At 39.1% G+C, this 17,842-nt stretch carries 25 protein-coding genes; 24 read left to right on the forward strand and 1 reads right to left on the reverse strand.

The genetic code is table 11. From position 1 onward, the window contains the following. Positions 1-2 precede the first annotated feature (2 nt). Complete coding sequence (locus HUU89_RS00920; RefSeq protein WP_028088192.1) at positions 3-203, reverse strand: helix-turn-helix domain-containing protein; 201 nt, start codon at positions 201-203, stop codon at positions 3-5. A 111-nt stretch (positions 204-314) separates the two neighbouring features. Between HUU89_RS00920 and HUU89_RS00925 the strand changes: the two genes are divergently transcribed. The 24 genes from HUU89_RS00925 (at position 315) to HUU89_RS01035 (ending at position 17,762) form a co-directional block, all read left to right on the forward strand. Further along, a complete protein-coding gene (locus HUU89_RS00925; protein WP_005428610.1) occupies positions 315-725 on the forward strand; it encodes a hypothetical protein in 411 nt (136 codons plus the stop codon). A gap of 238 nt (positions 726-963) precedes the next feature. After that, positions 964-2,160 carry a MobT family relaxase gene (gene mobT / locus HUU89_RS00930; RefSeq protein WP_175300739.1) on the forward strand — a complete coding sequence of 399 codons (1,197 nt, stop codon included), beginning with the start codon at positions 964-966 and terminating at the stop codon, positions 2,158-2,160. A 13-nt stretch (positions 2,161-2,173) separates the two neighbouring features. After that, a complete protein-coding gene (locus HUU89_RS00935; protein WP_117950056.1) occupies positions 2,174-2,308 on the forward strand; it encodes a DUF3789 domain-containing protein in 135 nt (44 codons plus the stop codon). A gap of 1 nt (position 2,309) precedes the next feature. Next, positions 2,310-2,531: a hypothetical protein gene (locus tag HUU89_RS00940; protein ID WP_002323342.1), complete on the forward strand. Its 222-nt coding sequence runs from the start codon at positions 2,310-2,312 to the stop codon at positions 2,529-2,531. A 171-nt stretch (positions 2,532-2,702) separates the two neighbouring features. Beyond that, complete coding sequence (locus HUU89_RS00945) at positions 2,703-2,906, forward strand: helix-turn-helix transcriptional regulator (RefSeq protein WP_055061724.1); 204 nt, start codon at positions 2,703-2,705, stop codon at positions 2,904-2,906. A 1-nt stretch (position 2,907) separates the two neighbouring features. Beyond that, on the forward strand, positions 2,908-3,231 hold the full coding sequence (locus HUU89_RS00950; RefSeq protein WP_119235645.1) for a hypothetical protein: 324 nt from the start codon (positions 2,908-2,910) through the stop codon (positions 3,229-3,231). A 102-nt stretch (positions 3,232-3,333) separates the two neighbouring features. Beyond that, positions 3,334-3,630: a conjugal transfer protein gene (locus HUU89_RS00955; protein ID WP_175300740.1), complete on the forward strand. Its 297-nt coding sequence runs from the start codon at positions 3,334-3,336 to the stop codon at positions 3,628-3,630. Next, complete coding sequence (locus HUU89_RS00960) at positions 3,549-4,052, forward strand: antirestriction protein ArdA (RefSeq protein WP_175300741.1); 504 nt, start codon at positions 3,549-3,551, stop codon at positions 4,050-4,052. Before HUU89_RS00955 ends, HUU89_RS00960 begins: the two co-directional genes overlap by 82 nt. A 17-nt stretch (positions 4,053-4,069) precedes the next feature. Beyond that, a complete protein-coding gene (locus tag HUU89_RS00965; protein WP_003417623.1) occupies positions 4,070-4,573 on the forward strand; it encodes an antirestriction protein ArdA in 504 nt (167 codons plus the stop codon). A gap of 117 nt (positions 4,574-4,690) precedes the next feature. Next, positions 4,691-5,089: a conjugal transfer protein gene (locus tag HUU89_RS00970; RefSeq protein ID WP_175300742.1), complete on the forward strand. Its 399-nt coding sequence runs from the start codon at positions 4,691-4,693 to the stop codon at positions 5,087-5,089. Next, positions 5,067-7,517: an ATP-binding protein gene (locus tag HUU89_RS00975; RefSeq protein WP_175300743.1), complete on the forward strand. Its 2,451-nt coding sequence runs from the start codon at positions 5,067-5,069 to the stop codon at positions 7,515-7,517. Before HUU89_RS00970 ends, HUU89_RS00975 begins: the two co-directional genes overlap by 23 nt. Further along, positions 7,517-9,736 carry a CD3337/EF1877 family mobilome membrane protein gene (locus HUU89_RS00980; RefSeq protein WP_175300744.1) on the forward strand — a complete coding sequence of 740 codons (2,220 nt, stop codon included), beginning with the start codon at positions 7,517-7,519 and terminating at the stop codon, positions 9,734-9,736. The genes HUU89_RS00975 and HUU89_RS00980 overlap by 1 nt, the downstream gene beginning before the upstream one ends. Next, positions 9,733-10,740, forward strand: a complete 1,008-nt coding sequence (locus HUU89_RS00985; RefSeq protein WP_118044156.1) for a lysozyme family protein — start codon at positions 9,733-9,735, stop codon at positions 10,738-10,740. Before HUU89_RS00980 ends, HUU89_RS00985 begins: the two co-directional genes overlap by 4 nt. Positions 10,741-10,755: 15 nt before the next feature. Beyond that, positions 10,756-11,667: a conjugal transfer protein gene (locus tag HUU89_RS00990; RefSeq protein ID WP_175300745.1), complete on the forward strand. Its 912-nt coding sequence runs from the start codon at positions 10,756-10,758 to the stop codon at positions 11,665-11,667. A gap of 164 nt (positions 11,668-11,831) precedes the next feature. Continuing rightward, positions 11,832-12,026, forward strand: a complete 195-nt coding sequence (locus tag HUU89_RS14845; protein WP_044930013.1) for a helix-turn-helix transcriptional regulator — start codon at positions 11,832-11,834, stop codon at positions 12,024-12,026. 4 nt (positions 12,027-12,030) lie between these two features. Then, entirely contained in the window at positions 12,031-12,516 is a 486-nt protein-coding gene (locus HUU89_RS01000; RefSeq protein ID WP_175300746.1) for a DUF6773 family protein, read from the forward strand. A gap of 2 nt (positions 12,517-12,518) precedes the next feature. Beyond that, complete coding sequence (locus tag HUU89_RS01005) at positions 12,519-12,743, forward strand: hypothetical protein (protein ID WP_175300747.1); 225 nt, start codon at positions 12,519-12,521, stop codon at positions 12,741-12,743. A 279-nt stretch (positions 12,744-13,022) separates the two neighbouring features. Beyond that, positions 13,023-13,451 carry an RNA polymerase sigma factor gene (locus tag HUU89_RS01010; RefSeq protein ID WP_175300748.1) on the forward strand — a complete coding sequence of 143 codons (429 nt, stop codon included), beginning with the start codon at positions 13,023-13,025 and terminating at the stop codon, positions 13,449-13,451. After that, positions 13,441-13,683 carry a helix-turn-helix domain-containing protein gene (locus HUU89_RS01015; protein WP_008393959.1) on the forward strand — a complete coding sequence of 81 codons (243 nt, stop codon included), beginning with the start codon at positions 13,441-13,443 and terminating at the stop codon, positions 13,681-13,683. The genes HUU89_RS01010 and HUU89_RS01015 overlap by 11 nt, the downstream gene beginning before the upstream one ends. A 421-nt stretch (positions 13,684-14,104) precedes the next feature. Further along, complete coding sequence (locus HUU89_RS15230) at positions 14,105-14,227, forward strand: hypothetical protein (protein ID WP_002323371.1); 123 nt, start codon at positions 14,105-14,107, stop codon at positions 14,225-14,227. 79 nt (positions 14,228-14,306) lie between these two features. After that, on the forward strand, positions 14,307-15,935 hold the full coding sequence (locus tag HUU89_RS01020) for a recombinase family protein (protein ID WP_008393956.1): 1,629 nt from the start codon (positions 14,307-14,309) through the stop codon (positions 15,933-15,935). A gap of 51 nt (positions 15,936-15,986) precedes the next feature. Then, a complete protein-coding gene (locus HUU89_RS01025) occupies positions 15,987-16,907 on the forward strand; it encodes a penicillin-binding transpeptidase domain-containing protein (RefSeq protein WP_254697672.1) in 921 nt (306 codons plus the stop codon). 55 nt (positions 16,908-16,962) lie between these two features. Continuing rightward, positions 16,963-17,370 carry a hypothetical protein gene (locus HUU89_RS01030; protein WP_117792448.1) on the forward strand — a complete coding sequence of 136 codons (408 nt, stop codon included), beginning with the start codon at positions 16,963-16,965 and terminating at the stop codon, positions 17,368-17,370. 2 nt (positions 17,371-17,372) lie between these two features. Continuing rightward, positions 17,373-17,762, forward strand: a complete 390-nt coding sequence (locus HUU89_RS01035; RefSeq protein WP_175300749.1) for a hypothetical protein — start codon at positions 17,373-17,375, stop codon at positions 17,760-17,762. Positions 17,763-17,842: the final 80 nt, after the last annotated feature.

Here is a 17,842-nt window from a genome sequence, read left to right on the forward strand (position 1 = left end):
TCCTACTTCAATTTCAATATGTCGTTTGGGGAACATTCCAGAAAATCACAGAGCTTTGCAAGGATTGTAAGGTCAATTCTGGAAACTTTGTTCTTGCAATAGTTATTAAGCTGTGTCCGCTGTAATTTACACGCTTCACAGACTTTGTTTTTGCTGATATTCTTCTCTTTCAAAAGATTTTCTAAATCAATATATACCTTCATACGCTGTACCTCGTCTTTTCTTTGAATTATAAGATACAACTGTATTGATAAATAAGATGTATTATCGTAGACTGTATTATAATACACCCTACAAGAAAGGACAGTAACAGTATGTGCAAAAAGAGAAAAATAATAACAATCACGGTACTTTTTGTGCTGGGAGTGGCGGTTTCCTATCTGCAATGGGGACGTGAGATTGATGTAGTAGGAAGTATGGGGACTTCATCAGAAAATTTCCATGAAGAACACGTTACCTTTACGCTCAACCGTCTTATCATTACAGATAAAGAAAAGTGTGCAGAGGAAATCATCAAAAAATGCAGGGAGAATGATTTTGCTTCTACTCTGTTCAGCTATGATGTGGCAAAGCCCAACGCTTTATATGGTACGGTGTACCGTTCCCGTTTTTCCATGAAAGGACAAAAGCCTTTGTTTCATTTCCGATATACACAGACAGCGGACACGCTCGGTTCATACAACATTGTTGATGATCCAGAAGCGTTCACGCTGGTAATCGAATAACGCAAGGCAGGACGGGACGGCGACGTGCGAAGCGAAAGGCGACGGCACGGACTAGCCGTTGCTGGTGTGGCGTAAGCCACGCCAGCAGGTAAAACCCCTCGGTATCTAACAGAGGGGTACGTTTGCAAATAGACAATAGACAAAAAACATAGGAAACATAAGGTTTCTGGCATGGTTTTCTAGCAAAAATCGGCTGTGAAGTCGCCTTAAAAAACTTCACACTTTACAGATTGGGGGTATGGTTCTGAATGAAGAACAATGGATAAAAGAATTACGGGAGAAACGGATTGCTTACGGTATCTCACAAGGCAGGCTGGCGGTGGCTTCTGGTATCACAAGAGAATATCTCAACAAGATAGAAAGCGGAAAAATGAAGCCGTCAAAGGAACTTCTGGAAACTCTGTATAAAGAACTGGCAAGGTTCAATCCAGAAGCACCGCTTACCATGCTGTTTGATTATGTGAAAATTCGTTTTCCCACGCTGGATATACAGCACATCATCAAAGATATATTAAAACTGAATATCAACTATATGCTCCATGAAGATTACGGACATTACAGTTATACGGAGCATTATTCTTTAGGGGACATCTTTATCTATACGTCGGCTGACGAAGAAAAAGGTGTCCTTTTAGAGTTAAAGGGGCGTGGTTGCAGGCAGTTTGAAAGTTACCTGCTGGCACAGCAAAGAAGCTGGTATGACTTCTTCATTGATGCACTCGCAGACGGTGGCGTGATGAAGCGTATCGACCTTGCTATCAACGACCATACGGGCATTTTGGATATTCCAGAGCTTGCGGAAAAATGCAGGAAACGGGAATATATTGGAAAGTCCAGAAGCTATAAGTTTTACCAGTCGGGCGAGCTTATCAAGCACAGAGAGGACGACAGAGAATATATGGGGCGTACCCTTTATCTTGGTTCGCTGAAATCAGATGTGTATTTCTGTATCTATGAAAAGGACTATGAGCAGTACGTCAAGTTAGGGACACCGCTGGAAGAAGCCGACATTATCAACCGTTTTGAGATACGGCTTCGCAATGAACGTGCCTATTATGCAGTACGAGATTTGCTGACCTATTATGACGCAGAGCAGACCGCCTTTTCTATCATCAACCAGTATGTGCGGTTTGTTGATGAAGAACCAGACAAGCGGAAAAATGACTGGAAACTCAATGACCGTTGGGCTTGGTTTATCGGCGATAACAGACAGAGCTTGAAGCTGACGACAAAGCCAGAGCCTTACACCTTAGACCGTACATTGCGTTGGGTACAAAGGCAGGTAGCACCGACCTTGAAAATGCTGAAAAAGATTGATAAGGGAAACGGTACAGACTACATGGAAACAATCGAACAGCAGGCAAAGCTCACAGAAAAGCATGAAATGATAATCAAACAGCAGACGACCCCTGCAAAAGATTTGGTGGAAAGTTAGGAGTGATGAAAAAATGTGGGAATTATTAAAAGATTTACTGCTGGTATCTTTGGGAATGGGTATCGGCGTAGTCTTGATGTGTATGTTAAGTGTCGGTAAAGAAGCCGACTATGAAATGAAACAATTAAGAGAAAGCGAGGACAAATAACATGAATTTCGGTCAAAATTTGTATCAATGGTTTTTATCAAACGCACAGAGCTTAGTGCTTATGGCGATTGTGGTTATCGGTATCTACTTAGGGTTCAAGCGTGAGTTTTCCAAACTTATCGGCTTCTTGGTAGTTGCCTTGATTGCTGTCGGCTTGGTATTCAATGCTGGTGGTGTGAAAGATGTACTGTTAGAGCTGTTCAACAAGATTATCGGTGCGTAGGATTTAGATTGTATTATCAATTATGAATGTTAGAACAGAAATTTAAAAAAATGAAAATTGAAAATTTGCTTTAAATCATAATTCTATATGTATTCTTGTGTTGACAAAATGTAATGAGTACATTACAATAAAAGTAATCAGTACATTACATTTTGGAGAGGAGCGATAACTTTGATATGGAACAGAATTAAAGTTTTACGTGCTGAAAGGGACTGGACACAAGCAGATTTAGCTGAAAAAGTTGGAATTTCACGACAAGCAGTTATATCAATAGAAAAATATAAATATACTCCGTCATTAGAATTGGCATTTAAAATTGCAGAAGTATTTGGTGTTTCTATTGATGAAGTTTTCGAGCATAGGGAGGACAAATAGTATGAATGAGCAAATTATTATCTTGATTTTTCTTGTTTTAGCATTAGGAGCAACGTTGTGGCTTTATATATTGAAAGCAAAAAAGCAAGTTGAATATAAGGGTGATGAACGCTGGTTGACGATACAGCTAAAAGCAAATCAGTCTGCTAATATAGCAAATTGGACATTGATTATATTATTAGCGATTGCAACATCAGTACCATTATTTATAGATATTCAAATTATGTTTACACTTGACCGAGTAATTCTTTTTGGAGAACTTTTTATTGGTTTGCGTAATTTGCTTGAATTGCTTGCAATTATGTATTTTGATAAACAGTTATAAATCATTAGGAAAATATGATAATTTTATACACCTATACACAAAGCAGTTAGTCTTAGGATTGACTGCTTTTTTCTTACCAAAATTTCAGATTGGAGTGATGAAATGAACGATATTTTTAAGGATATGCAGGTAAAAGTCGGCTGTGAATACATTTCTGACCTGCCCTCTCATAAGCGTAAAGTGTGGCAGAAAATGAAACGACTGAACCCTGCCGACTATGAAGAAAAACAGTTAGAAAATTTTTCAAAGTATGTGTTTGGTATGTCGTACCAGACCTTAAAAGATGTGATGAACCAGCAGAAAGGACGTGAGGAACAATGCAGGAAACAAGGGTACTGGTGGAAACGAGAGGAACAACTGACGAAGAAACAATATCATACTGGTTTGAACTGCCGATAGATATTGCAGAGTTTGAAGAAAAGTTAGGTGTCGGTGCAGAAAGTGGGGATTACCGCATTATCGAAAAGGTGTTGCCTTATGCTGATGAAGTCCACGAACATACAAGCGTGTATCAGCTCAATGAATTAGATTTTATGTACCGCCAGCTTTCAAGTGATATGCAGGAAGTATATACAGCACTTCTTACCATATATGAAAATTTAGAAGCACTTTATATTTGCAGGAACGTGATTACGGTTTATCCCGACTGCAAAAGCATGATTGATGTTGCTAGGCAAAAGCTGATGAACGACCCGACGTTCAAGCATTTATCCGAGGACTGTCAAGAATACTATTTCGATTTTGAAGCCTATGCTTCTCACTTGCAGGAACACGGGAAATTTTTAGTAACAGAACACGGTATCTTTGAACTGCCAGAGTAGGAAATGAGGTGGTGCTTATGATTGATGATATGGCGGTTTATATTGCTAATCTTGGCAAATACAATGAGGGCTATTTAGTCGGTGCTTGGTTCACATTTCCTATTGACGAGGAAGATGTAAAAGAAAAAATCGGCTTGAATGAACAGTATGAGGAATACGCTATCCATGATACCGATAACTTCCCGATTGCGATTGGCGAGTATGTTTCCATTGAAGAACTGAACTCTATGTATGAAATGATAGAGGAACTTCCCGACTATATCGTAGAATGTCTGGACGAATTTATCAGCCACTACGGGACGCTGGAAGAAGTCGTGGAACACAAGGACGATATTTATTATTATCCAGACTGTGAAACCATGACAGACGTTGCCTATTACTACATAGACGAATTGCAGGCACTTGGGGATATTCCACCCAGCTTACAGAATTACATTGACTATGAAGCCTACGGGCGAGATTTGGATATGGGCGGTTGCTTCATTGAAACAAGCCGAGGTATGTGCGAGATACCATATTAACGCTGGAAGATCAGCGACAAGCATTGTTGCTACTGACAGCGTATTTCTCTTTAAGGGACAGTCTGAAAATGGCTGTCCTTTTCTCTTTGAAGAACTTACGAAAGGAGCTGAAAGAACTTGAAAAAGATTAAAAGCTACACGGGTATCTGGAACGTGGAAAAAGTCTTATATGCAATCAATGATTTTAACTTGCCCTTTCCCGTTACTTTTACACAGATTACATGGTTTGTGATTACGGAATTTATCATCATTCTGTTTGGGGATATTCCCCCACTTTCCATGATTGAGGGAGCATTTCTCAAATATTTTGGTATTCCCGTTGCTCTCACTTGGTTCATGTCGCAGAAAACCTTTGACGGAAAGAAGCCGTACAGCCTTTTGAAATCACAGATAACCTATGCCCTGCGACCAAAAATCACTTATGCAGGAAAAGCCGTAAAACTGCATAAGCAGATACTCAATGAAACAATCACGGCAGTAAGGAGTGTGAACTATGTTCCCGATAAAATATATTGACAATAACCTTGTCTGGAACAAGGACAATGAGGTATTCGCCTACTATGAGCTGATACCGTACAACTATTCTTTCTTATCCGCAGAGCAGAAATTTATCGTGTATGACAGCTTTCGACAGCTTATCGCACAGTCCCGTGAGGGTAAAATTCATGCCTTGCAGATTGCCACAGAAAGCTCAATCCGCAGTATGCAGGAACAGTCAAAGAAGCTGGTAACTGGAAAATTAAAGGAAGTTGCCTATCAGAAGATAGACGAACAGACCGAAGCGTTAGTATCTATGATTGGGGACAATCAAGTGGACTACCGCTTTTTTCTTGGCTTTAAGCTCATGGTTACGGAAGAACAGTTCAATCTGAAGAACATCAAAAAATCGGCGTGGCTGACGTTCACGGAATTTCTCCATGAAGTGAACCACACGCTGATGAATGATTTTGTTTCCATGCCGAATGATGAAATCAACCGTTACATGAAAATGGAAAAGTTACTGGAAAATAAAATCTCCCGTCGCTTTAAGGTGCGTCGCTTGGAAATCAATGATTTTGGGTATCTCATGGAACATCTTTACGGCAGGGACGGTATCGCCTATGAAGATTATGAGTACCAGCTACCAAAGAAAAACTACAAGAAAGAAACGCTGATAAAATACTACGACCTTATCCGTCCGACAAGGTGTGTGATTGAAGAAAGCCAGCGATATTTACGCTTGGAACATGAGGACAAGGAAAGTTATGTGTCCTATTTTACCGTCAATGCGATTGTCGGCGAGCTTGATTTTCCGTCAAGTGAAATCTTCTATTTCCAGCAACAGCAATTCACATTCCCCGTTGATACTTCTATGAATGTAGAAATTGTGGAAAATCGAAAAGCATTAACGACAGTCCGCAACAAGAAAAAGGAATTGAAAGACCTTGACAATCACGCTTATCAAGCAGGAAGTGAAACCAGCTCAAATGTGGTGGACGCATTAGACAGCGTGGACGAACTGGAAACGGACTTAGACCAGAGCAAAGAAAGTATGTATAAGTTAAGCTACGTGATACGGGTGTCTGCACCCGATCTTGACGAGCTGAAACGCCGTTGTGATGAAGTCAAGGACTTTTACGACGACCTCAATGTAAAGCTGGTGCGTCCTGCTGGGGATATGCTGGGGCTTCATTCTGAATTTTTACCTGCCAGCAAGCGATATATCAATGACTATGTACAGTATGTAAAATCAGATTTTTTAGCTGGGCTTGGTTTTGGTGCGACACAGCAGTTAGGGGAAACTACGGGTATCTATATGGGCTATTCCGTTGATACGGGAAGAAATGTGTACCTGCAACCGTCTTTAGCTTCGCAGGGCGTAAAAGGCACAGTTACAAATGCCCTTGCGTGTGCTTTTGTCGGTTCGCTTGGCGGTGGGAAGTCGTTCTGCAACAATCTTCTGGTGTACTACTCTGTTCTCTTTGGGGGACAAGCGGTTATCCTAGACCCAAAATCAGAGCGTGGCAACTGGAAAGAAACGCTCCCAGAGATAGCCCATGAGATAAACATTGTCAATCTCACAAGCGAAAAAGAAAATGCAGGACTTCTTGACCCATTCGTGATTATGAAGAATGTAAAAGACGCTGAAAGTCTGGCAATCGACATCTTGACATTCCTTACAGGTATTTCCTCTAGGAACGGCGAAAAATTTCCCGTGTTACGAAAAGCGGTACGTTCTGTTACCCAGAGCGACAGTCGGGGCTTGCTCCATGTGATAGACGAGCTACGCCGTGAAGATACGCCCATATCAAGAAATATCGCAGACCATATCGACAGCTTCACGGACTACGACTTTGCACATCTGTTGTTTTCAGACGGTACGGTGGAAAATGCAATCAGCCTTGATAACCAGCTCAATATCATTCAAGTAGCCGACCTTGTACTGCCAGATAAGGACACGACCTTTGAGGAATACACGACTATTGAATTATTGTCGGTGTCTATGCTGATTGTGATTAGTACCTTTGCCCTTGATTTTATCCATTCGGACAGAAGTATTTTTAAGATTGTCGATTTGGACGAAGCGTGGGCGTTCTTAAATGTGGCACAAGGAGAAACGCTCTCTAACAAGCTGGTTCGTGCTGGACGAGCTATGCAGGCAGGCGTTTATTTCGTTACACAATCTTCTGGGGACGTGGCAAAGGAAAGTCTGAAAAACAATATCGGCTTAAAATTCGCTTTCCGTTCTACTGACATCAACGAGATAAAACAGACCTTAGAATTTTTCGGTATCGACAAGGACGATGAAAACAACCAGAAACGGCTTCGTGATTTGGAGAACGGACAATGCTTATTGCAGGACTTATACGGACGTGTCGGTGTGGTACAGATACACCCAGTTTTTGAAGAACTGCTACACGCCTTTGATACCAGACCGCCCGTACAGAGAAATGAGGTGGAGTGATGAAAGAAAGGATAAAAGGTGTGTTCACAAAAAAGAAGATTTTCCACTTCCTCAAAATGGCTCTGTTCGTGGTGGCACTCTCCCTTATCCTGCTTTCACTTCTGGGGACGGTGGCTCATGCGACAGGGCTTGTGGACGATACCATAAACGCAGAAAATCTTTACTCAAAATATCCCCTTTCCAACTACCAGCTTGATTTTTATGTGGATAATAGCTGGTCGTGGCTTCCGTGGAACTGGCTGGATGGTATCGGAAAATCGGTACAGTACGGGCTTTACTGCATTACCAACTTTGTCTGGACGATAAGCCTTTATTTAAGCAATGCCACGGGCTATGTGGTGCAGGAAGCCTACAAACTGGACTTCATCAATGATATGGCAGACAGTATCGGAAAGAGCATACAGACCCTCGCAGGTGTTACCGAAAATGGCTTCGGGAGTACGGGATTTTATGTAGGTTCTCTATTACTGATAATTTTAATCATTGGTATTTATGTTGCCTATACGGGACTGATAAAAAGAGAAACCAGCAAAGCAGTTCAAGCGGTTATCAATTTTCTTGTGGTGTTCGTACTGTCCGCTTCGTTTATCGCCTATGCTCCCGACTACATCAAGAAGATAAATGAGTTTTCATCGGACATCAGTACCGCTTCTTTGGACTTGGGAACAAAAATCATGCTCCCTAACTCTGACAGCGAGGGCAAGGACAGCGTGGACTTGATACGGGACAGCTTATTTTCTATTCAAGTGGAACAGCCGTGGCTACTTCTGCAATTTGGCAACAGCAACGCAGAGGAAATCGGAACAGACCGTGTCGAAGCTCTTGTATCGGCAAGCCCAGAGGACGAGGACGGAAAGACCAGAGAGGAAGTCGTGAAAACAGAAATCGAGGACAACGACAACAACAATCTGACAATACCGCAGGTCGTGAACCGTTTAGGTATGGTGTTCTTCCTACTGTTCTTCAATTTAGGGATAACGATATTTGTATTCTTGCTTACGGGCATGATGTTGTTTAGCCAGATACTTTTTATTATCTTTGCAATGTTTTTACCTATCAGTTTTCTACTTTCCATGATACCGAGTTATGAAAGCATGGCAAAGCAGGCAATCGTAAGGGTGTTTAATACCATAATGACACGGGCAGGAATAACGCTCATTGTAACGGTGGCGTTCAGCATTTCCAGTATGTTTTATAACATATCCACGGACTATCCGTTTTTTATGGTGGCGTTCTTGCAGATAGTATGTTTCGCTGGTATCTACATGAAGCTGGGCGACTTAATGAGTATGTTCTCTTTGAACGCTAATGACAGTCAAAGCATGGGACGACGCATATTCCGCAGACCATATCTGTTTATGCGACATAGGGCTAGAAGCATGGAGCGACGCATGGCTAGAGCTGTTAGTCATGGAAGTATGGTTGGAGCTGGTACGGGTGCAGTTACGGGGGCTATGCTATCGGGGAATGGTTCTTCAAGGAGTAATCCTCAAAAAGACAAACATACCTTTTCACGAAGCAACACTTCTTCCAGCTTTGGAAATCGTGCAGGCTCAAAGGTGGGTGCTGTCTTAGATACGAAAAATAAAGTGAAAGACAAGGCAAATGCTGTCAAAGAAAACATCAAGGATATGCCGACACAGACCGCTTATGCGGTATATTCCGCAAAGGAAAAGGCAAAGTCCAGCGTATCAGATTTCAAGCGTGGCATGGTGCAGGAACAGCAGTCCAGACAGACGGGACGATTGGAAAAGCAGGAGCAACGCAGGCAGAATATTGCTGACAAGCGTATGGAGCTTCAAAAAGCACAAGAAGCAAGGCAGGCACAGCGAAAGGCTGACGGATCAGCGACAACGGGAGCTACCCGTCCCCATGAGCGACCAGCCACAGCTTCAACCATTCCAAAGCCGAGTGTGGAAAAAATGCAGGAAGTCAAACGCCCTGCCACAGCGACCACTTCAAAGATAAGTGAGCCAGTCAAGACAACTGTTATCAAAGAGCGTCCGTTATCTTCTGGTGCTTCTGATAAGAAAGCGACCCAGTCGGCACAGCCAGTACATAGGCAGAATGTAGAAAAAGTGGTATCGCAGGAAACACGCCAGAATTACAAAGCAGAGCGTACCACAAAGGCACAGACCTTTGAACAATCAAAGCGTACAACGGAACATACCGAAAAGAACCGTAACCTTGTAATGAAGAAAGGACAGAAGAAAAAATGAAACTGAAACATATCGCTCTTATTGGCAGTCTGTTTCCTATCCTCTTTTCTCTGGTGCTGTTCTTTGGTGTCCTCATTAGTGCGGACAGCGACGACGAAAACAGCAACTTTTCTTCTGGCATTACGGGTATGAATTTATCCGCAGAAGTTTTGAAACATCAGCCTATGGTGGAAAAATACGCCAGAGAAAACGGTATCTCCGAGTATGTCAATGTGCTACTTGCTATCATTCAAGTAGAAAGTGGCGGTACGGCAGAAGATGTTATGCAGAGTTCGGAAAGTTTGGGACTACCACCCAACTCTTTAGATACAGAAAGTTCAATCAAGCAGGGGTGTAAATATTTTGCGTCCCTGCTTTCTTCCTGCCAAAATCAAGGTATCGACGACTTGAATGTAGCGATACAGTCCTATAATTATGGCGGTGGTTATGTGGGATATGTGGCAGGAAAAGGAAAGAAATATACCTTTAATCTTGCAGAGAGCTTCGCCCGTGAGAAATCGGGTGGAAAGAAAGTAACCTACACCAACCCGATAGCCGTTGCAAAGAACGGGGGCTGGCGGTATGGCTATGGAAATATGTTCTATGTGGAATTAGTCAATCAGTATTTAACTGTTCCGCAGGTATCGGGAGAGCTGGCACAAAAGGTAATGAATGAAGCGTTAAAATATCAAGGCTGGAAATATGTGTATGGCGGTAGCAATCCCAACACTTCCTTTGACTGCTCGGGACTGACGCAATGGTGTTATGGAAAAGCTGGTATCTCCTTACCGAGAACAGCACAAGCACAATATGACGCTACCCAACATCTTCCGCTTTCGCAGGCAAAGGCTGGGGACTTGGTGTTTTTCCATTCTACCTATAACGCTGGTACTTATGTAACGCACGTTGCAATTTATGTAGGGAATAACCAGATATATCATGCAGGCGACCCGATAGGATATGCAGACCTAAGTAGTAGTTACTGGCAACAGCACTTAATCGGTGCAGGACGAGTAAAACAATAGAAAGGACTTGAAAATATGTTTAAGAAGAATAAGAAACAAACAGAAACTATCAAAGAACCAAAAGAAAAAAAGGTGCGTACTGTTAAGGTAGGCACACATAAGAAAACCGTGATTGCGTTGTGGGTGGTGCTTATCGCAAGCGTAAGCTTTGGAGTGTATAAGAATTTTACGGCTATCGACCAGCACACCACCCATGAAAAAGAAATCATTGAGCTTCGCTTGCAGGACACCAACGGGATTGAAAATTTCGTGAAGAATTTTGCGAAGTCCTACTACACATGGAATAACAACAAAGAAGCGATTGAAGCAAGGACGCAGGCAATCAACGGTTATCTGACAAAGGAATTGCAGGACTTGAATGTTGATACAATCAGAACGGATATACCGACCAGCTCCACGGTTACAAATGTGATTGTATGGAGTATTGAACAGTCGGGAACGGACACTTTTTTTGCTACCTACGAAGTAGATCAGCAGATAAAAGAGGGAGAACAGACAAGCAATGTGAAAGCAACCTATACCGTAAAAGTCCATGTAGACGCTGACGGGGATATGGTAATCGTTCAGAACCCTACCCTTGCACCAGCAATCGAAAAATCGGACTATGAGCCAAAGACACCAGAAGCAGACGCAAGCGTAGACGCTGATACCGTAAACGACGCTACCGCATTTCTGGAAACATTCTTTAAGTTGTACCCGACAGCTACGGAAAAAGAGCTTGCTTACTATGTATCTGGAAATGTGATTGAGCCTATCGGCAGGGACTACCTTTATTCTGAATTGGTAAACCCTATCTTTACAAAGGACGGGGACAATGTAAAAGTCAAGGTAGCTGTGAAATTCCTTGATAATCAGACAAAAGCGACACAGGTATCACAGTATGAGCTTGTACTACATAAGGATAGCAACTGGAAGATTGTAGGATAAAAAGTCCATAAAGGTTGTTATACTCCCACATACTACTTATTGTTTTAATTTTGTTAGATACAATGAAATCTATAAATTCCATAATGTAATATATACTTGACATTATGGAATTTATAATATATAATTCATGTATAAACAGAAAGAAAGGAGCATTAAGTGAAATTGTGAAGAATAAAAGAATAAAAATTGCTAGACTTGAGTGTGATATGAGTCAAGAAGATTTAGCAAAAACAGTAGGTGTAACACGTCAAACAATCGGATTGATTGAAGCTGGAAATTATAACCCGACACTTAAACTTTGTTTAGCAATCTGTAAAGCACTTAATAAGACTTTAGACGATTTATTTTGGGAGGAATAAAAGCATGAAAACAAATAAAATTAAAGATGAACGTATCATTCAATTAAATAACAAAATTCAGAGTGAAGCATTTATTTTGGTTATTGCTATTTTAGCACTATCTATTTTTATAAAAGCATATATGCTAGATATGGGAGTACGAGAATATTTAACAGAAATGATTGTTATGATTGTTTCGATAGTGTATCTTTCAATCAGAGGTGCAATGGTTGGATACAGTTCTATGGATAACTTATATTTTGGGAAAAAATTTAAGGTAATTTCTACTTTACTATTAGCAGTTCTGATTACCATTTTTAACGGAATTAGAAATTATACTATGTATGGGGAAAAATATACTGGAATATTGGACGTACATTTTCTTGCTGTAATAGGTATTACTTTTATTTCTTCTCTCATTTTTGTTACTTTAATTTTGGGGGCTGTATATTCTATTGAAAAAATAGGACAAAAACGACTTGAAAAACAATTTGATAATGACGAGGAATAACTATGTTAGGGCTTAGAAAACGTGATATTAAAAAGACATTAAAAGCTGGTACAAAAGCTGGCGGAGTATCATTGTCTGATGTTCGGGCGGATATTGAAGCAACGATTGATGAAGCTATGAATAGCACCGACCCAGAAGTGCAGGCAAATTTCAAAAAGTATTTTAGAAATAAACGCCCTACACCAGAAGAATATATTTACAAGATTACGAAAAAAACAAAGGTGTAATAAAAATCAAGTGCTGTAAGGGGGCTTGGGTCATGGAAAGTTTTAAGCATAATCTTATACGGTCATACACTACCTAACAGCATTTTATCAACAACTGAATATCTCACAGCTTTAATAGCTCGTACAGACTATATGTTTTGTGCGGGCTTTTTTTGTACCCGAAAAAATTTTTTCACTTTTTTTCAAATTCATGCAACAAATCACACCTTGCTGTACAGATATGGTGCGGAAAGAGGGATTAACACTTTTCACGTCATAACGGAAAGGGGGTGTGATGATATGAAACCGTCGGACTTCCAAAAGACAATACAATGTCAATTTGACTGCAAGCTCAAACGTGTAGTGAAAGGCATTGTCCGTAATTATCGCAAAGAATTAAAGCGACGAAGAAATAAGGAAATTTCCTATTGTGAACTTCCAGAAATCGTCGTGGAAAAGCTGGCAGTCTGGGACGAATACGAAAGCGATTATACCGCCTTTGATGTATGTGGTATTGAGGTTCGTGTCCTTGATGATGATTTAGCAGAAGCGATTAAGTATCTGTCTGAAAAAGACAGAGAAATCTTGTTGATGTATTTCTTCTTAGGCATGAGCGATACAGAAAGCGGCGACAGATTAAAGATTAACCGTTCAACGTCGTTCCGAAGTAGGAAGAACTCACTTGAAGAAATCAAGAAAAAATTAAAGGAGAACATGAATGATGAATAACACACGCCCGTCATTTTACCTTATCTCGTCGGCTGTGGACGGCAACGTAAATTCGATTGAAAAGATACTAGCATTGTATGACCCGTACATATCAAAATGTTGTTTGCGTCCGTTCTACGACAGATATGGTAATGTCTGCATAGTCGTAGACATGGAATTAAAAGGACGTATCAGAGAAGCACTTATCAAAATGATTTTGGACTTTGATATTCCTTTAGAAACCGAAGAATAACAAGCAGTAATCGCAGAGCATGATTTGTTCAATCCCCTCTTTCCTGCTCTGCACCTGCTTTTACATGAAAGCAACACGCTTTCGCCACAGCTCTTTGACAACTGAATAAAGCAGACAGATACGTTTGTGAGATAGCGAGCCACGGGGACTGTACGCCACGACCTTTTCAAAAGAAAGCGAGCGACCCACGCAGTGATCCGAGAGCGACTGTTGGAAAAGTCGTTTTGCCACGACCTATCCTCGCAGAATAATGATACGTCCGCATGGTGCGGTTCTGCCCACAGGAATGGGAATAGTTGAGATACTAATGGAGCTTTCCAAAGCCGTCTGTCTGCTTCTGTAACATTGTGAAAAATACGCATATTGGATAAGCCTATGTGCGTATGTTGAGAATAGATAGCTGACTAAGGGGGCTGATAACTTGGCTAAAAAAGAACCTGCACAATATATCGTAGAACGGGAATTTTTAGGTAAATTTTCCGTAGAGGAATTGCTTGTCCGTATCGTGAAATCTCATGTAAAAAAAGGACTATCAAGAGGGTAAAACCCTTGAAAACAATGGAAAGAAGCCGTACTTTATGGTATAATATTATCATAGGTACGGCAGTTGAATAGGTGGAAAAATGATTTATCAAAAAGGTTCAAACTTATTTAACGTAGCTATTTATATCAGATTATCACGAGAGGACGGAGATAAGGAAGAAAGCGATAGTGTAGGAAATCAGAGAAAACTTTTAACAGAATATGTGAACAAGCATGATGACTTTATCTTATATGATGTTTATATTGATGACGGTTTTACGGGAACGAATTTTAATAGACCAGACTTCCATAGAATGATTGCTGACATTGAAGATAACAAGGTAAATTGTGTTGTTGTAAAAGACCTTTCCCGTTTCGGACGAGATTACATTGATACGGGGCGATATTTGGAAAGAATATTTCCAGAGCTTAATGTTCGTTTTATTTCTGTAACAGATAATATTGATAGTATGAAGCAGGCATACGATATGTTACTTCCTATTAAAAATATATTCAACGAACAGTATGCCAGAGATATTTCTAATAAAGTTCAAGCGACTGTAAAATCAAAGCAGAAAGCAGGAGAATTTATCGGAGCTTTTACAAGCTATGGTTATAAGAAATCTCCTGCAAATAAAAATAAACTTGTGATTGATGAATATGCGTCCGAAGTTGTAAAAAGAGTATTTACTATGTATACACAAGGAATAGGGAAACAAAGCATTGCAAAAATACTAAATGCAGAGGGTATCCTTTGTCCGTCGGAATATAAAAAGCTCAATGGAGAAAATTACAAAAATTGTAATCGGTTAGAAAAAACTTCTTATTGGACTTATTCTACAATTAAAGTGATGTTGCAAAATGAGATTTATATTGGAAACATGGTACAAGGAAAGAAACATCAACGTATGAGAAGCAAACAGCGTCTAATTGAGAAAGAAAACTGGATAAGGGTTGAAAATACACATGAACCGATTATAGACCGTCAACTGTGGGATAAGGTACAAAAACTGCTGACAAAAAAGCATAGGGATATTGATTTAGAAACAAATAAAAATATCTTTGCAGGTTTTATTAAGTGTGGCGATTGTGGTCGGGCAATGATGAAAAATTTCTGGCGACGTGCTGACGGAAGTAAGTCCTATTCATTCTATTGTGGAACTTACAAAAGAAGCGGAAAAGATTATTGCACTCCGCACACGCTCCCGTTTCAAGTATTGAATGATATTGTGCTGGGAGATTTAAAGCAGATTATCCGCAATGTAGAGAACTTGCAGGAACTTGTAAAATCACAATCTTTCACAGCAACAAAAATCAGAAAATCAACAGACATAGAACTGATAAAGTTAAAAGCAGAGCTTGAAAGAGTGAAGAAGTTGAAAAAGTCAATTTATGAAGATTACAAAGACGAACTGATTTCTAAAGAAGAATTTCTTTCTTATCGAGAGGACTATCAACAAAAAGAAACGCTTTACTCCAAACAGATTGAAACGCTGGAAGAAAAGAAAAAGGAAAGTGTAACAGAAGATGTTTTTGAAACACCGTGGTTAAGGCGGTTGTTGGAACTGAAAGACATTGAAGAATTAGACAGAGATATTATTGTGGAAATGATAGACCAGATAACAGTTTATGAAAACCGCAAACTTAAAATCTCATACAACTTCGGAAATGAACTGGAACATTTATTTTCAAGCGTTTACTGTGAGGACTTGGAGAAAAAGGCTATCTAATCTCAATACATTTCTAACTCCCCATATATACTGGGGAATACATATCACAATTTGCGTAAACTACAACCAGCACACTCAAACAATGATTTTGTTTTAGGGCTTTCAACAGATAAATGGAATGCTTTAAATAATGATGTCAACCAACCATTGATGAGTCGTTATACACAAACCTATACACCCGGTTCATCTATGAAACCTATTACAGCAGCTATTGGGTTAGAAACAAAGACGATTGATCCAAATAAGGATTTAGGGGCTAAGGATAAATGGCAAAAAGATTCAAGTTGGGGTAATTATTATGTGACAACATTACATGCGCCTTCCCCTAATGATTTAAAGAATGCAATCACGTATTCTGATAATGTTTATTTTGCAAGAAGTGCGTTAAATATAGGAAAAGATAATTTATTTAAGTATTATAAAAATTTGAAGATTGGTGAAAAGATTCCTTTTGAACTTGCTTTAAATAAAAGTCAGTATATCAATAAAAATCAAAAAGTAAGTGATCAATTAATTGCTGATAGTGGCTATGGTCAAGGACAAATTTTGATAAATCCACTTCAACTTGCAAGTATCTATAGTGCTTTTGTTAATAATGGATCAATCTATCAGCCACATATAGTTCAAGGACAAACAAAAACATGGATTAAAAATGTTTTTTCAAAAGAAACAACAAAAATAATAAAAGAAGATCTTATTAATGCCATTGCGGATGAAAATGGAACAGGACATGCCATCTATCATGATAATGTCATTCTTGCCGGAAAAACAGGAACGGCAGAAATCAAACAAAGTCAAAGCGATACGACAGGAACAGAACTTGGTTGGTTTACAGTCATGACGATAGATGAAAAACAACCTATTTTAATGACAACTGTCGTGGAAGATGTTAAAAATCGTGGCGGTAGTGGTTATGTTGTTGAACATACAAAAGCACCATTAGATTTATATTTATCTCAAGTAAGTGATTAACTAAATGAATGAAATTTCTAACGAAGTTTCATTCGTTTTTTAAAGAAGGGAAAAAATGGGAAAGTATCTTTTAAAGAAACTTGTGATTATTGAAACGCTTATGATTGGCATTGTTTCTTTATTTATAGTAATGAACTATTTTTCTAATAATACTATTTGGGATTTAATAATTCATGATGAACCTGAAGACGTATTACTTTATGAAAATAAGGATGCGACATCAAAAGCAAAGGTACAAATATATGAAAAATGGAGTTTGTCATTGTTTGATAGATATATCCGTGTAGATATTACCTTTAATAATTTAGAAACATATAGCTATTCAACAGTATGTTATGCAAGTGAAAATCTTGATTTTAATAATACTCAAGATGTAAATGTTAAATGGAAAAGGCATATTCCATCAATTTATATGAGGAATCATCCAACGATAACAATCAGGTCTATAATACAAAAGGAGTAGGTATGAAATATAAAGTAAAGTTATTTATTTTTGGTGTGAAAACATTTATGATATTTTGTATTGTTTCTACAATGATTTTTACCCGTATTTATAATGGCTCCTATTTTTTGATTTTTCATCAATTTGATAAACAAGAGCATCTTATTTTAAAAAAGAAAATAAGTAATCGTGATTCTATTGTTATTTTTGAAAGAGGAGAACCAGTATTCTTTGAAAAGAATCATCTAGAAATAAGATTGAGTAATAGAATTGATGTGATCGACATTGACATTGATAATGCAGGCAAACCTTTAACAAAAAAGAATATAGATATTAATCAAAGACAAGATTTTATTGAAATAACAATCCATAAAAATGATGGAAAGACAATAGTTTATAGTTTGATGAAATAATTAAAAATAAAGTGTCCAACACTTCACAATTCATTAAGAAATAATATATAATTTAGTAGAAATCATAGAAAGGATGGTAA

Source organism: Faecalibacillus sp. H12 (genome assembly GCF_013361255.1).
GTDB lineage: Bacteria > Bacillota_I > Bacilli_A > Erysipelotrichales > Coprobacillaceae > Faecalibacillus > Faecalibacillus intestinalis.